This window comes from Mycobacteriales bacterium (assembly GCA_040902655.1).
Lineage (GTDB): Bacteria > Actinomycetota > Actinomycetes > Mycobacteriales > SCTD01 > SCTD01.
Genome location: JBBDWV010000003.1, coordinates 21,489 through 35,951 on the forward strand (window position 1 = coordinate 21,489; position 14,463 = coordinate 35,951).

Sequence of the window (14,463 nt, forward strand, 5' to 3'; positions counted from 1 at the left end):
AAGGCGTCGTGCGGACCGAGAACCACCGCGGAGGCGGGCCCCGTCAGCAGGCCGAGAGCGACAGCGAGGGCGGCGGCGAGGGTGGCGGGGCGGGTCGGCACGGGCATGTCCAAGGGTTCGGCGGGCATCCCGCGCTACTCGAGAGCTTCTCGGGCAGAAGTCTGCGGAGCCGGTCGCCGTCGCGCCGGAAAACAGCCGAACTGTCATCCGATCGTCAGATGTGGCCCTCCGTCGGAGGAAGCGGATCACGGCTCGCCCGGAGCAGGGCGCGCAACGCCAGGACGGCGTCCACGGCACGCTCGCCGTCGTTGGCCTGGATCCCGAGCAAAGCGACCGTGTCGTCGTCCTGGAGGTCGAGACTGGCCCAGGGGGCGCCGTCGTCCAGCCGCACCGCGCGGACCACCTGCCAGGGCAGCGTGCGTTCGCCGGCGACATTCCGGACCCGGAGGCCGGCGTCGTCGGCCACCACCCGCGCGCGGGTCAGGGTCAGTACGGCGCCGGCGATGATCGCGCCGAGCAGGACCATCGCGATCTGGTCGGCCAGCCGGAACTGCGCCGCGCCCGGCTCGCCGCGGCCGAGCGCGACGGCGAGAACGGTGAAGACCACCAGGATCAGGGCGGCGACGCCCCAGCAGACACGGGTCAGCCGGACCGGCCGGCTGACGACCGGGGCTGGGGTGGTCATGCCGGTGCCCCGACCAGGGATCGGGTCACGGCCGCGCCGCCCGACCACTGATGGCGACCGCCACCATCGTGAGCAGCACGCCGACAACGGTGAGGACGTCGACCGCCTGGTCGTGCACCGGGACGGTCAGGTCGAGCAGCAGCGCCCCGACGAGTTGACCCGAGATGATCGCCAGACCGAGCCGCAGGACGCCGAGTCGGCGCACCGTCAGCGCGGCGACCGCCACGAAGGCCGCGCCCAACGGGCCACCGGCGTAGAGGTACCACTGCTCCGGACCGGGCCAGGGGCCGACCTGGAGTCCGGAGTACGCCACGTGCACCAGCCAGCCGAGGACCAGCGCGGCGCCACCCACCAGGAAGTTGACGAGCACCGCCACCCCGGCGTCGCCGGTGCTGCGACGCACCCGGCCGTTGAGCGCCTGCTGCACCGCGACGCCAAGCCCGGCGAGCACGACCAGCACCAGCAGCAGCGGGTCGGCGCTGCGGGCGCCCTCACCGAGGACGCTGATGCCGACGGCGACCAGGCACAACGCCGCGCCACCGATCCGGGGGAGCGTCAGCGCGTGGGCCCCGCCGGGCCCCAGCCCCAGCCGGTCGACCAGCAGACCACCGCCGGTCTGGCCGGCCACCAGCCCCACGGTCAGCAGGGCCACACCGATCTCGGGCGCCGCGGCAGCCCCCACGGCCACCAGCAGCGCACCTCCCAGTCCCCCGAGCCGCTGCGGCCACGGCACCTGGCGCACCAGGCCGAAGGCGGCGCGGGCGGCCGGTCGGGACAGCACGACGGCCAGCACGGCCAGCAGTCCGGTGCCGAAGGACACCACGGCGGTCAGCAGGGCATCGGTCAGTGCGGTCTTGAGTTCGCCGTTGAGTCGCTGCTGCACCGCGACGAGGGCGCCGGCGACGACGGCCGCGGCGAGCGCAGGCGACGCGGAACGCGGCGGAACGGGAGCCGGCGCGGTGACCGGCGCGCTCACTCGACGATCTTGGAGATCGGCAGCTCGAGGATGTCGCGCGCACCGGCGGCCTTGAGCGCCGGGATGAGGGTGTTGACGCCCTTCTTCGGCACGACGGTCTCGAGCGCCCGCATGTCCCCCGCTGCGAGCGCCATGACGGTGGGCGAGGCCATCGCCGGCAGGACCGCGATCACCTCGTCGAGCTGCGCCGCCATCACGTTCAGCTTGAGCAGCACGTGCCCGCGCGCCCGCAGCGCCCCCTCGAGCAGGACGACGATGTCGTCCATGGCCGCGCGTTTGGCCGGGTCGTCGTACGCCGCCCGGTTCGCGAGCAGCTCGGTCCGGCTGGTGAGCAGCGTTGCGATGATCTTCAGGCCGGCCTTGCGCAGCGACGACCCGGTCTCGGTGAGGTCGACGATCGCGTCGACGATGTCCGGGATCTTGGCTTCGGTGGCGCCGTGACTGGTGAAGACCTTCGCCTTCACCCCGTGCTCCTCGAGGAACCGACGGGTCGTCTCCGGCATCTCGGTCGAGATACGCACCCCGTCCGGCAGGTCCGCCACGGAGTTCCACGGCGACTCCTTGGGCACGGCGAGCACGACGCTGACGAGCGCCTCGCCGGCCCGGCCACCGCCGATCTCGCCGAGGCTGACGACGTCGGCCGCGGTCTCGGTGACCCAGTCGCGGCCGCTGATGCCGAGGTCGAAGATGCCCTGCTCGACATAGGTCGGGATCTCCTGCGGGCGCAGGAACCGGACCTTGTCGATGCGCGGGTCGTCGACGCGCGCGTGGTAGTCGCGGTCCCCGCCCCGGACGACGTGGAGGTCGGCGGCTGAGAACAGCTCGAGGACCTGCTTCTCCAAACTGCCCTTCGGCAGGACGATCGCGAGCAAGAAAGTGCCTTCTCTCAGGTGTGGGTGCCGGTGCGGAGCTGCTTGATCGTGACGGCGGTGTCCAGGGCAGCGAGGACGGCCTCGCGGCCCTTGGCCTCGCGCGAGCCGGGGAGCCCGGACCGCTCACGGGCCTGCACCTCGGTGTCACAGGTGAGCACGCCGTTGCCCACCGGGGTGTGGCTGTCCAGCGACACCCGGCTCAGGCCGTACGTCACGGCCTGGCAGACGTACTGGAAGTGCGGGGTGCCGCCGCGCAGCACCAGGCCCAGTGCGGCGACCGCGTCGTGCGTGGCGGCCAGGGCCTGCGCGACGACCGGCAGCTCGACGGCGCCGTAGACGCGCACCACCGTCGGCTCGTCCACGCCGCAGTCCTGCGCTGCACGCACCGCCGAGGCGAGCAGGGCGCTGGTGACCTCGTCGTGCCAGCGGGCGGCGACGATGGCGAGCGTGAGCCCGCGGGCGTCGACCGGCCCGGCGACCGGCGCGCCGACGCCGCTCACGACTGCACCCCGTCCACCGCGGAGGCACTGGCCTCGGTGGGTTCGTCCTCGAAAGCGGCGAGCCCGGGCAGGTCGTGGCCCATCCGGTCGCGTTTGGTCTTGAGGTAGCGCAGGTTCTCCTTCGTGGCGTGCACGGGGAGCGCCTGCCGGCCGATGATCTCCAGCCCGTAGCCCTCGAGCCCCGCGCGCTTGGTGGGGTTGTTGGTGAGCAGCCGCATCGTGCGGATGCCGAGGTCGACGAGGATCTGCGCTCCGGTGCCGTAGTCGCGGGCGTCGGCCGGCAGGCCGAGCTCGAGGTTGGCGTCGACGGTGTCGGAGCCGGAGTCCTGCAGCGAGTAGGCCTGGAGCTTGTGCATCAGCCCGATGCCGCGTCCCTCGTGACCGCGGACGTAGAGCACGACGCCGCGTCCCTCGCGGTCGACGGCCTCCAGCGCCGCGTCCAGCTGCGGCCCGCAGTCGCAGCGGCGCGAACCGAAGACGTCGCCGGTCAGGCACTCGGAGTGCACGCGGACGAGGACGTCCTGGCCGTCGCCGAGGTCGCCCTTGACCAGCGCGACGTGGTCGGCGTCGTCCAGCTTGGACTGGTAGCCGACCGCCCTGAAATCGCCGTGCCGGGTGGGAATGACGGCCTCCGCCACCCGCTGCACCTGCGACTCGGTGCGCCGGCGCCAGGCGATCAGGTCGGCGATCGAGATGATCGACAGGCTGTGCTCGGCCGCGAAGACCTTGAGTTCGTCGAGGCGGGCCATGTCGTGGCCGGCCTTCTCGCTGACGATCTCGCAGATCACGCCGACGGGGCGAAGCCCCGCCAGTCGGCAGAGATCGACTGCGGCCTCGGTGTGGCCGGCGCGGCGCAGCACGCCGCCCTCGAGCGCGCGCAGCGGATTGATGTGCCCGGGGCGCGTCAGGTCGTACGGCGTCGTCGCGGGGTCGGACAGCACCTGCATCGTGCGGGCGCGGTCGGCGGCCGAGATGCCGGTGCTGATGCCGGTGCGCGCGTCGACGGTGATCGTGTAGGCGGTGCGCATCCGCTCCTGGTTCGCGCCGACCATGAGCGGGATCTCGAGCCGGTCCAGGTCCTCCCCGGTCATCGGTACGCAGATGTAGCCGGAGGTGTAGCGGATCATGAAGGCGACCAGCTCCGGCGTCGCCTTCTCGGCGGCGAAGATGAGGTCGCCCTCGTTCTCCCGGTCCTCGTCGTCGACGACGACGACGGCCTTGCCTGCGGCGATGTCGGCGACCGCCCGCTCGATCGAGTCGAGCCCGGCCAGCGGGGAAGGGGCTGCTTCGGCGGTCACGCGGTCTCCTCTTTCGGCGTCGGCGGGCGGACCCCGGCGAGCAGCAGCTTCTCCACGTACTTGGCCAGGACGTCGACCTCCAGGTTGACCGGGTCACCGGGCGCCTTGGCACCGAGGGTGGTGAGCGCGAGCGTGGTCGGCACGAGGCTGACCTCGAACCAGTCGGAGCCGAGGGCGCTGACGGTCAGCGAGACCCCGTCGACGGTGATGGAGCCCTTTTCCACGACGTAGCGGGTGAGCTCCGGCGGCAGGCTCACCCGCACGACTGTCCAGTGCTCCTGTGCGGTGGTCTCGGCGATCGTGCCGGTGCCGTCCACGTGACCCTGGACGACGTGCCCGCCGAGCCGGTCGCGGACGCGCACGGCCCGCTCGAGGTTGACCGGGCTGCCGACCGTGACGGCGCCCAGCGAGGACCGGCGCAGCGTCTCGGCCATGACGTCGGCGGTGAACGTCCCGCCGGTGTGGTCGACCACGGTCAGGCAGACGCCGTTGACGCAGATGGAGTCGCCGGAGCCGGCGTCGCTGGTGACCAACGGCCCCCGGACCGTCAGCCGGCAGGCGTCCTGCAGCGGGTCGACGCCGACCACCTCGCCGAGCTCCTCGACGATGCCGGTGAACATCTCAGGTTCTCCTCATCGTCAAGCGCACGTCGTCGCCGGTGCGGGTGACGTCATCGAGTCGCAACCGGTGTGCGGCGGAGATCGTTCCCGCACCGACGTCGCCCAGCGCGGCGGGACCGTTCCCCAGCAGGGCCGGCGCGACGTAGCCGACGACGCGGTCGACGAGGCCCTGCGCGACAAATCCACCCGCCAGGGTCGGCCCGCCCTCCAGCAGCGCGCTGACGACGTCGTACTGGGCCTGGAGCAGCGCGAGCAGCTCGCCGAGGTCGACCCGCCCGTCGCTGCACCCGACCGCGCGGTGGTGCCGGTAGCCGGGATCGTCGAGCAGCGGCCCGGTGACCACCAGTGCGGGGGCGTCCCCGGCCAGCGCCCGGGCGGTCGGTGGAGTACGTGCGCGGGTGTCGATGATCACTCGCAGCGGCTGGTGCCCGGGGTCGGGGCGGGTGTCGAGCAGCGGGTCGTCGGCCAGCACGGTGCCCACACCGGCCAGCACCGCGTCGACCTCGCCGCGCAGGCGGTGGACGTCCTGCCGGGAAGCCGCCGAGGTGATCCAGCGGCTGGTGCCGTCCGCGGCGGCACTGCGGCCGTCCAGGGTGGCGGCGTACTTCCACGTCACGAACGGCCGGCCGAGCGCTCGGCTGACCAACCAGGCCTCGAGCGGCCCCCGGGCGACCTCCTCGGCCAGCACACCGGTCTCGACCTCGACCCCGGCGGAGCGCAGCACCGCGGCGCCGCCACCCGCCGGCCCAGTGGGATCGGTGCAGGCGGTGACCACGCGGGCGATGCCGGCCTCCAGCAGCGCGGTCGTGCAGGGTCCGGTGCGGCCGATGTGCCGGCAGGGCTCCAGCGTGACCACGGCGGTGCCGCCGGCGGCCCTGGGCCCGGCCTGCTCCAGGGCGACGACCTCGGCGTGCGGTCCACCGGGTGGGCGGGTCCAGCCCTCGCCGACGACCTGCCCCGCGGCGTCGAGCACGACGGCCCCGACCGGTGGGTTGGGGCTGGTGCTGCCGAGGGCGCGGACGGACAGCGCGACAGCGCGCCGGAGGGCGCTCGTCTCGGTGTCGCTGGCCACTGCCGGTCCCCTCGCACTCACCGCCGGTCAGGAATCGCACCTGCCCCGGAGCGCGCGTGACTGTCGCTGCCAGTCTGCCATGCGCTGCGGTCAGTCGGTGCGGGCGACGGCGCAGCGCCGGATCCCCTGGTCAGGAGCCGCCGACCAGCGGCTGGGCGCGCGCCCGCAGGGCCTCCACGGCCTTGGCCGGGTCGTCCTTGCCGTAGACGGCGGAGCCGGCGACGAAGACGTCGGCGCCCGCCTCGGCGCAGCGCTCGATGGTCTCCTCGCTCACCCCGCCGTCGACCTGCAGCCAGACGTCGAGATCGCCGATGAGCTGGCGGGCACGCCGGATCTTGGGCAGCACCATGTCGAGGAAGGCCTGACCGCCGAAGCCCGGTTCCACCGTCATCAGCAGGAGCATGTCCAGCTCCGTCAGCAGGTCGGCGTACGGCTCCACGGGTGTCGCAGGCTTCAGGGCCATGCCCGCCCGGGCCCCCTCGGTACGCAACGCGCGCGCCAGCCGCACCGGCGCCGCGGCAGCCTCGACGTGGAAGGTGACGCTGCCGGCCCCGGCCTCGGCGAACGCCGGTGCCCAGCGGTCAGGGTCCGCGATCATCAGGTGGCAGTCCACCGGGATCGCCGAGGTCTTCAGGATCGCCTCGACGACCGGCAGCCCGATCGTGAGGTTGGGGACGAAGTGGTTGTCCATGACGTCGACGTGCGCCCAGTCGGCGGCGCCGTCGATGCGGGCGAGCTCGTCGGACAGCCGGGCGAAGTCCGCAGACAGGATGCTGGGCGAGATCTGGGCGTGACGGGACACGGGGCTCCTCCTCAGGGTCTGCCGGAGACTAGGCCGTTCACGGTCTTTGTCACGCGCGGCGGCGCAGGAGCGCGAGGAACATCGCGTCGGTGCCGTGCAGGTGCGGCCAGAGCTGCACCTGCGGGCCGCCGCCGAGGTCGGGCACCCCGGGCAGCAGCGGCCGGGCGTCGAGCTGCTCGAGCTCGCCGTGCCGGCGCAGGACGTCCGACACCGGGACGACAGTCTCGGCCAGGTGCGGGGAGCAGGTGACGTAGGCCAGCAACCCGCCGGGCCGCAGCAAGCCGACGGCGGCGTCGAGCAGCTCGCCCTGCAGCCGGGTCAGTCGCGGCAGGTCCGCGGGCGTGCGGCGCCAGCGCGCCTCGGGCCGCCGGCGCAGCGCGCCGAGACCGCTGCAGGGCGCGTCCAGCAGGACCCGGTCCGCGGTGCCCGGCGCCAGGGGCGGCCGGCGCGCATCGGTGGTGACCACCCGGGTCGTCGCGCTGCGCCGCACCAGCCGGGACCTGTGGTGCTGCGCCTCGAAGGCGACCAGCCGCGCGCCACGCTCGCCGGCGAGCACGTCGAGCAGCGCGGCCTTGCCGCCGGGACCTGCGCACAGGTCCACCCACAGCCGGTCCGGCCCGTCGAGGGGCGCGGCGGCCAGCGCCAGCGCCATCAGCTGGCTGCCCTCGTCCTGCACGCCGGCCAGGCCGTGCCGGACGGCGCCGATCGCGGCGGGATCACCTTCGGAAAGCCGGACGGCCAGCGGTGACCAGGGCCCGGCGGTGCCTCCGCTCTGGCTGACCAGCTCCTCGCGAGGCACCCGCCGGGCCACCAGGTGCACCTCGGGCCGGCTGTCGTCGGCGGCGAGCGCCGCACCGGTCTGCCAGAGGTCCCCCCTCAGCGCGTCACGGAAGGCGCTGGCGATCCACTTCGGGTGGCTGTGCTCGAACGCCAGCGCCCCGAGCCGGTCGTCGGCCGGCGCCAGCTCGGCCACCCAGGCCGTCAGGTCCTTCGCGGCGATCTTGCGCAGCACGGCGTTGACGAACGCGACCGGGCCGGCGCTGACGACCCGCCGGGCGAGATCCACGGTGGCGGACACCGCCGCGTGCGGCGGGATCCGGGTGCGCAGCAGTTGGTGGGCCCCCAGCCGGAGCACGTCCAGCACGGGCGGGTCGACCTGCGCGAGCGGCCGGTCGACGCAGGCCGAGATCACCGCGTCGTACAGCCCCTGTGCGCGCAGGGCGCCGTAGGCCAGCTCGGTCGCGAGCGCGGCGTCCCGCCCGGAGATTCCGCGCTCGCGGAGCAGAACGGGCAGCACCAGGTTGGCGTAGGCATCCCTGGTCCGGACCGCCTCGAGCACGTCGTACGCGGCGCGGCGCGGCTGATCGTCGGCCGGCGGCCGGTAGGGACGCGTAGCCCGGCGTGCCTTCGGGGGCGGCGGTGTCATGCGAGCCGCTCCCCCGGCTCCAGCCGGAGACCGCGCAGCCAGTCGGCCGTCGGCATCGCCCCCTTGCCCTCCGGACGAACTCCGCCCAGCCGTACGGCTGTCGTCCCGGTGCCGACCAGCCCGTCCCGGAGCTCCCCCGGAGCCAGCACCTGCTCGGTGACGGTGACCGGGCCGAGCTTGACCCGCTTGCCGCGGAGCGTCGTCCAGGCACCGGGGGCAGGGGTGCAGGCGCGCACGAGGCGGTCGACGCGGATCGCCGGCGCCGACCAGTCGACCCGCGCCTCGTCCACGGTGATCTTCGGAGCGAGGCTGACACCGTCGGGAGGCTGCGGCACGGCCTGCAGCACCCCCTCCTCGAGCCCGTCCAGGGTGGCGACGAGCAGCCCGGCGCCCGCACCGGCGAGCCGCTCCAGCAGGTCGCCGCTGGTGTCGTCCGGCCGCACCGGCTCGGTGACCACGCCGAAGACCGGACCGGTGTCCATGCCGGCCTCGAGCCGGAAGGTGGTGGCACCGGTGACCTCGTCGCCGTGCAGCACGGCGTGCTGGACCGGCGCCGCCCCGCGCCAGGCCGGCAGCAACGAGAAGTGCAGGTTCACCCAGCCCAACCTGGGGATGTCGAGCACCGGCTGCGGCAGCAGCGCCCCGTACGCGACGACGGGGCAGCAGTCCGGAGCCAGCTCGCGCAGCCGAGCCTGGAACGCCTCGTCCCGAGGGTGGCCGGGTGTGAGGACCTCCACGCCGGCGGCCTGCGCACGCTCGCGCACCGGACTCGGCCGCAACGTCCGGCCGCGGCCGGCGGGAGCGTCGGGGCGGGTGAGGACAGCGATGAGGTCGTGCCGGCTGGCGAGCAACGCCTCCAGCGAGGGCACGGCGGCCCGCGGGGTGCCGGCGAGGACGAGCCTCACGTCGTCGAAGGCCTCAGCGCGCGCGCCCGAACAGCGGGTGCGGGCTGGCCTTGACCACCGGCGGGGGCTGGTTCGCCCACTCGGCGTTGCGGATGGCCTCCATCGCCGCCTTCTTGGTCTCGGCGTCGAGCCGGTCGATGAACAGCACACCGTCGAGGTGGTCGGTCTCGTGCTGCACGCAGCGGGCGAGCAGGTCGCTGCCGGAGATCGTGACCGGGTCGCCGTGGACGTTCTGCCCGTGCGCGACGACGTGCGCCTTGCGCACGCAGTCGAAGGTCAGGTCCGGGAGCGACAGGCAGCCCTCGGGGCCGTCCTGCTCCTCGTCGGTGGGGAAGTGCAGCACCGGGTTGATCAGGTGCCCGAGGACGTCGTCGACGTCGTAGACGAACACCCGCAGGCCGACCCCGATCTGCGGAGCGGCGAGCCCCACGCCAGGGGCCTCGATCATCGTGTCGGCGAGGTCCTTGACGAGGGTCCGCAGCTCCTTGTCGAAGGTGGTCACCTCGACCGCGGGGGTGCGCAGGACGGGGTCGCCGAGCAGGCGGATCGGTCGGGTGGACACCGGAACAGCCTAGGCGAGGGTCCGGGGGTCGAACTCGATGCGGACCGGCTCGCCCTTGCGCGCGCTGCGCAAACCGGCCGCGGCCTTGAGAGCAGCGGCGAGCTCGGCGCCCCGTGTCCGGGGGGCGCGTAGCAGCACCCGCTCGGTGTCGCCGCGACCCGGCACCGGGCCCAGCAGGTCGGCGCGGATCGGCTCCGGCAGCGCCGCGAGCAGGTCGTTGACGGCAGCCGACGGACCCTCGACCGACGCCATCCGGACCGTCGGCGGAAAGCCCAGCACGGTGCGTTCGGCCAGCTCCCGCTCGGCGGCGCCGGCCGGGTCCCAGCGCACCAGCGCCTGCACCGGGGCCAGCGCACGGTCGGCGACCACGACGACCCGGCCCCGCGGCGCCGGCCGGGCGCGCGCCGCTGGGGCTAACCATCGCCGCAGCGCCTCCTCGCCCGCGCGCAGGTCGGCCCGCCCGAGCGCCGCCCAGCCGTCGAGCAGCAGCACCGCGCCGTAGCCGCCGTCGGCCACCGGCTCGGCCCCGGGCGTGCTGACGACCAGCGCCGGCTCGGCCGCGACCCGGGACAGCACGCTGTCGCGCCCGGACGTCCGGACGGCGGTGCCGGGAAAGGCGCGGCCCAGCTCCTCGGCGGTCCGCACAGCACCGACGACCGTGGCCCGCATCCGCCGGCCGTCGCACTCCGGGCAGCGCCAGTCCCCCGCGAGGCGGCCGCACCATCGACAGCCGGCGACCGCGTTCCCGGCTGTCGAGGCCAGCGGTCCGGCGCAGCCGGGACAGCGCGCCGGTGTGCGGTCGCGGTCGCAGGCCAGGCTCGGGACGTAGCCGCGCCGCGGGACCTGCACGAGCACCGGCGCACCCTCGCCGAGCGCGGCGCGGGCGGCGTCGAAGGCGGCGGCGGGCAGTCGGGCGGCCTGCGCTCCGGGATCCCGGGCGAGCTGCTCCTCACCGGTACCGTCCACGGCGGGCGCCGCCGCCCGGACCTGCGCCCGCTCCGCGGCCAGCGGCCTGGCCCAGCCGGTGTCGAGCAGCAGCTGCGCCTCCGCCGTGCGCGCATGGCCGGCGACCAGCACGGCGGCGCCGGTGAGGTGGGCGCGCAGGGCGAGGACCTCGCGTACGTGCGGGTAGGGCGCCCGCGGCTCGGCGTGCAGGTCGTCGCCGTCGTCCCAGATCACGACCAGGCCGAGGTCGCGGACCGGCGCGAAGGCCGTGGCCCGGGTGCCGACGGCGACCGAGACGGCACCCCGCAGGACGGACAGCCACCGGCGGTAGCGCTCGGCGGGCCCGAGGTCCGCGCTGAGCGAGGCGGCCGGGACACCGGCGGTGGCGAGGGCTCCGGTCACCCGCTCCAGGTCGCGCGCGTCGGGCACGACGACCAGGGCCCCGCGGCCACTGGTGGCGCAGGCCCGTACGGCCAGCGCGATCTCGTCCGGCCAGGTGGGTCCCGGCAGGGCGGTCCAGACGGCTCGGGGTGAGCGCCCGGCCGCGAGCGCGGACAGGAACGCCGGGCCCGCGGGGTAGCGGCTCCAGCTTCCGGGTTCAGGGGCTGGGGGTTCGGGAGCGACCTGCGCGGGGGCGGGGGGTGCGGGGCGCGGCGGCGACTCCGCCTCGACCCGTGCGTGCCGGGGCGGCACGGCCAGCCGCAGCACGTCCGGCAGTGTGCCGGCGGTGCGGTCGGCGACTGCGCGGGCGAGCGCGGCGACCTCGGCCGGAAGGACCCGCTCGGGGCTGACGACGGACAGCGGGGCCAGCCGGCCGAGATGCTCGCTGGCGTCGAGCCGCTCGAGGAGCCAGCCGTCGACCAGCCGCCCGGCAAAGCGGACCCGGACCCGTACGCCCGGCAGCGCGTCCTCGGCCGCGGCGGCCGGCACCGCATAGTCGAAGGGCCGGTCCAGGTGCGCGAGTCCGGTGTCGACGACGACCCGCGCGACGGGCAGGTGCTCGGCCAGAGCAGGCGGGGGCTTGGCCTTGCGCGCTGCGGGAGCACGGGGCGGCTTCAGCCCCAGCGGCAGCACCCCCTCGTCGCTCACTCTCCCGAGGTTAGAGGCGAGCCCCGACACCGAGACCCCCGGTGATCCACGCGGTGAGCCGCATGCTGACCCCCCGGTGATCCACGCGGTGAGCCGCATGCTGACCCCGGTGATCCACGCGATGTTTCAGGTGGATGTGGCACGCAGATCCACGTCAAACTTCGCGTGGATCACCCCAGGCGGGGCCTCGTGGATCACCAGGGTGCGCGGGCGTGGATCACCCAGGGGGTACGCGGACCTACTGGCCGGCGGCCTTCTTCAGCAGCTCCGCGCGTTCGGTGGACTCCCAGGTGAAGTCAGCGCCGGTGCGGCCGAAGTGGCCGTAGGCGCTGGTCTGCTGGTAGATCGGGCGCAGCAGGTCCAGGTCGCGGATGATCGCGGCCGGGCGCAGGTCGAACACCTCCACGACGGCGTCCTGCAGCACCTCGTCGGAGACGACGCCGGTGCCCTGCGTGTCGACGAACAGCCCGACCGGCTCGGCCTTGCCGATGGCGTACGCGACCTGCACCTCGCAGCGGGTCGCCAGACCTGCGGCGACGACGTTCTTGGCGACCCAGCGCATCGCGTAGGTGGCCGAGCGGTCGACCTTGGACGGGTCCTTGCCGGAGAACGCGCCGCCGCCGTGCCGGGCGTAACCGCCGTACGTGTCGACGATGATCTTGCGCCCGGTGAGGCCGGCGTCGCCCATCGGGCCGCCGATGACGAACTTGCCGGTCGGGTTGACCAGCAGCCGGTAGCCCTCCGTCTGGATCCCCAGCTCAACGAGCTCCGGAGCGACGACGTGCTCGGCGATGTCCGGGGTGAGCAGGCTGACGATGTCGATGTCCTCGGCGTGCTGGCTGGACACGACGACGGTGTCGAGGCGCGCGGGCCGGCCGTCGACGTACTCGATGGTGACCTGCGTCTTTCCGTCCGGGCGCAGGTAGGGCACCAGCCCGTCCTTGCGGACCTGGGTGAGCCGCCGGGCCAGCCGGTGCGCCAGCGCGATCGGCAGCGGCATGAACTCGGGCGTCTCGTCACAGGCGAACCCGAACATCAGTCCCTGGTCGCCCGCACCCTGCTTCTCCAGGGCGTCGGTCTCACCCCCGACCCGGGTCTCGTACGCGTCGTCGACGCCCTGCGCGATGTCGGCGCTCTGCGAACCGATCGAGACGCTGACGCCGCAGCTCTCGCCGTCGAAGCCCTTCTTGCTGCTGTCGTAGCCGATCCCGAGGATCGTGTTGCGCACGATCGTCGGGATGTCGGCGTAGGCCTCCGTCGTGACCTCACCGGCGACGTGCACCTGACCGGTGGTGATCAGCGTCTCGACGGCGACGCGGCTCTTCGGGTCCTGCTCGAGCAGGGCATCCAGAATGGAGTCACTGATCGCGTCGGCGATCTTGTCGGGGTGCCCCTCGGTGACCGACTCGGACGTGAACAGACGACGGGACACAGGGCTCCTCGAAGGGGTAGCGGCTCGCGCAGGTGCGCGCAGGCGATCGGGGCCACCCTACCGAGCGGGCAGCCGGGCCGCGACGAGGTCCCACACGGCGTCGGCCAGCGCGTCCTTGCTGCCGAGCGGCACGTCGTACGACAACCCATCCGCGGCCAGGACGGTCGCCGCGTTGGCGTCGGCCTCGAAACCCGTCGGGTGACCCGGCTCGCCGACCTCGTTGACGACCAGCAGGTCGCAGCCCTTGCGCGCCAGCTTGGCGCGGCCGTGGGTGAGCACGTCGCCGTCGGCGTCACCGGTCTCGGCCGCGAAGCCGACCAGCACCTGTCCGGGCCGTCGGGCGCTGACCAGATCGGCGAGCACGTCGGGGTTCTGCACCAGCTCGACGGTCAGGGTGGCGGTCCTCTTCCGCTTGGCTGCCAGCCGCTCCACCGGCCGGTAGTCGGCCACCGCGGCGGCCATCACCACCGCGTCAGCGGCCTTGCCCTCGGCGAGGACGGCCTCGCGCAGCTCGAGCGCGGTGGTCACCCGCCGGACGGTCACGCCGGCCGGGTCGGGGAGCCCGGCGCTGCTGACGAGGACGACCTCGGCGCCGCGTGCGACGGCCGTACGAGCGAGCGCGTAGCCCTGCTTGCCGCTGGAGCGGTTGCCGAGGAAGCGGACCGGGTCGAGGTGCTCGCGGGTGCCCCCGGCAGAGATGACGACGCGGCGGCCCCCGAGGTCCTGTGGCCGGCCGGCGAGCGCGCGCAGGCAGAGCTCGAAGAGCTCGCCCGGATCAGGCAGCCGACCCTTGCCGGTGTCCGTCCCGGTGAGCCGGCCGTCTGCGGGCTCGACGACCTGCACACCGCGCCCGCGCAGCGTGCCGACGTTGGCCCGGGTGGCCGGGTGTTCCCACATCTCGGTGTGCATCGCGGGCGCGAGCAGTACCGGGCAACGAGCGGTGAGCAGGACGTTGGTGAGCAGATCGTCGGCCAGCCCGTGCGCGGCGCGGGCCAGCAGGTCGGCGGTGGCGGGGGCGACGACGACCAGATCGGCGCTCTGACCGAGGCGGACGTGGGGTACCTCGTGCACGCTGCCCCAGACGTCGTCGCTCACCGGCCGGCCCGACAGCGCCGCCCAGGTCGGGGCGCCGACGAACTGCAGCGCCGCCCGGGTCGGGACGACCGTGACCTCGTGGCCGGACTCGGTCAGCCGCCGCAGCAGCTCGACGGCCTTGTAGGCGGCGACGCCGCCGGCCACGCCGAGGACGACCCTCGGGCGCGCGGTCATGGGCGCGCTG

14 protein-coding genes are annotated in these 14,463 nt (G+C 74.3%); all 14 read right to left on the reverse strand.

All coding sequences use genetic code 11. From position 1 onward, the window contains the following. Nucleotides 1-214 precede the first annotated feature (214 nt). The 14 genes from WD794_00780 to coaBC all read right to left on the reverse strand — a co-directional run bounded on the left by WD794_00780 (nt 215) and on the right by coaBC (nt 14,453). Complete coding sequence (locus WD794_00780; GenBank protein ID MEX2288844.1) at nt 215-685, reverse strand: PH domain-containing protein; 471 nt, start codon at nt 683-685, stop codon at nt 215-217. Nucleotides 686-710: 25 nt separating this feature from the next. After that, a complete protein-coding gene (locus tag WD794_00785; protein ID MEX2288845.1) occupies nt 711-1,661 on the reverse strand; it encodes a DMT family transporter in 951 nt (316 codons plus the stop codon). After that, a complete protein-coding gene (hisG, locus tag WD794_00790) occupies nt 1,658-2,533 on the reverse strand; it encodes an ATP phosphoribosyltransferase (GenBank protein ID MEX2288846.1) in 876 nt (291 codons plus the stop codon). The genes WD794_00785 and hisG overlap by 4 nt, the downstream gene beginning before the upstream one ends. A 14-nt stretch (nt 2,534-2,547) precedes the next feature. Beyond that, a complete protein-coding gene (gene ribH, locus WD794_00795) occupies nt 2,548-3,033 on the reverse strand; it encodes a 6,7-dimethyl-8-ribityllumazine synthase (protein MEX2288847.1) in 486 nt (161 codons plus the stop codon). Continuing rightward, nucleotides 3,030-4,304 (reverse strand): bifunctional 3,4-dihydroxy-2-butanone-4-phosphate synthase/GTP cyclohydrolase II, encoded by a 1,275-nt coding sequence (locus tag WD794_00800; GenBank protein ID MEX2288848.1) that lies wholly within the window; start codon nt 4,302-4,304, stop codon nt 3,030-3,032. The genes ribH and WD794_00800 overlap by 4 nt, the downstream gene beginning before the upstream one ends. Nucleotides 4,305-4,327: 23 nt before the next feature. Then, nucleotides 4,328-4,951 carry a riboflavin synthase gene (locus tag WD794_00805; GenBank protein MEX2288849.1) on the reverse strand — a complete coding sequence of 208 codons (624 nt, stop codon included), beginning with the start codon at nt 4,949-4,951 and terminating at the stop codon, nt 4,328-4,330. A 1-nt stretch (nt 4,952) separates the two neighbouring features. Next, a complete protein-coding gene (ribD, locus tag WD794_00810) occupies nt 4,953-6,023 on the reverse strand; it encodes a bifunctional diaminohydroxyphosphoribosylaminopyrimidine deaminase/5-amino-6-(5-phosphoribosylamino)uracil reductase RibD (GenBank protein ID MEX2288850.1) in 1,071 nt (356 codons plus the stop codon). 130 nt (nt 6,024-6,153) lie between these two features. Next, nucleotides 6,154-6,825, reverse strand: a complete 672-nt coding sequence (rpe, locus tag WD794_00815) for a ribulose-phosphate 3-epimerase (GenBank protein MEX2288851.1) — start codon at nt 6,823-6,825, stop codon at nt 6,154-6,156. Between the two features lie 49 nt (nt 6,826-6,874). Continuing rightward, nucleotides 6,875-8,251 carry a transcription antitermination factor NusB gene (locus tag WD794_00820; protein ID MEX2288852.1) on the reverse strand — a complete coding sequence of 459 codons (1,377 nt, stop codon included), beginning with the start codon at nt 8,249-8,251 and terminating at the stop codon, nt 6,875-6,877. Continuing rightward, on the reverse strand, nt 8,248-9,156 hold the full coding sequence (gene fmt, locus WD794_00825) for a methionyl-tRNA formyltransferase (GenBank protein MEX2288853.1): 909 nt from the start codon (nt 9,154-9,156) through the stop codon (nt 8,248-8,250). Before fmt ends, WD794_00820 begins: the two co-directional genes overlap by 4 nt. 13 nt (nt 9,157-9,169) lie before the next feature. Beyond that, a complete protein-coding gene (gene def / locus WD794_00830; protein MEX2288854.1) occupies nt 9,170-9,718 on the reverse strand; it encodes a peptide deformylase in 549 nt (182 codons plus the stop codon). A 9-nt stretch (nt 9,719-9,727) separates the two neighbouring features. Beyond that, a complete protein-coding gene (locus WD794_00835; protein MEX2288855.1) occupies nt 9,728-11,671 on the reverse strand; it encodes a primosomal protein N' in 1,944 nt (647 codons plus the stop codon). 319 nt (nt 11,672-11,990) lie between these two features. After that, nucleotides 11,991-13,184, reverse strand: coding sequence for a methionine adenosyltransferase (gene metK, locus WD794_00840; GenBank protein ID MEX2288856.1), 1,194 nt, complete (start codon nt 13,182-13,184; stop codon nt 11,991-11,993). A gap of 57 nt (nt 13,185-13,241) precedes the next feature. Then, nucleotides 13,242-14,453 (reverse strand): bifunctional phosphopantothenoylcysteine decarboxylase/phosphopantothenate--cysteine ligase CoaBC, encoded by a 1,212-nt coding sequence (gene coaBC, locus WD794_00845; GenBank protein MEX2288857.1) that lies wholly within the window; start codon nt 14,451-14,453, stop codon nt 13,242-13,244. Nucleotides 14,454-14,463 lie beyond the last annotated feature (10 nt).

What these genes read in the sequence shown, in the direction of transcription:
- WD794_00780 (MEX2288844.1), bottom strand. Translation starts at nt 685, where the DNA reads ATGACCACCCCAGCCCCGGTCGTCAGCCGGCCGGTCCGGCTGACCCGT.
- WD794_00805 (MEX2288849.1), bottom strand. Translation starts at nt 4,951, where the DNA reads ATGTTCACCGGCATCGTCGAGGAGCTCGGCGAGGTGGTCGGCGTCGAC.
- WD794_00820 (MEX2288852.1), bottom strand. Translation starts at nt 8,251, where the DNA reads ATGACACCGCCGCCCCCGAAGGCACGCCGGGCTACGCGTCCCTACCGG.
- coaBC (MEX2288857.1), bottom strand. Translation starts at nt 14,453, where the DNA reads ATGACCGCGCGCCCGAGGGTCGTCCTCGGCGTGGCCGGCGGCGTCGCC.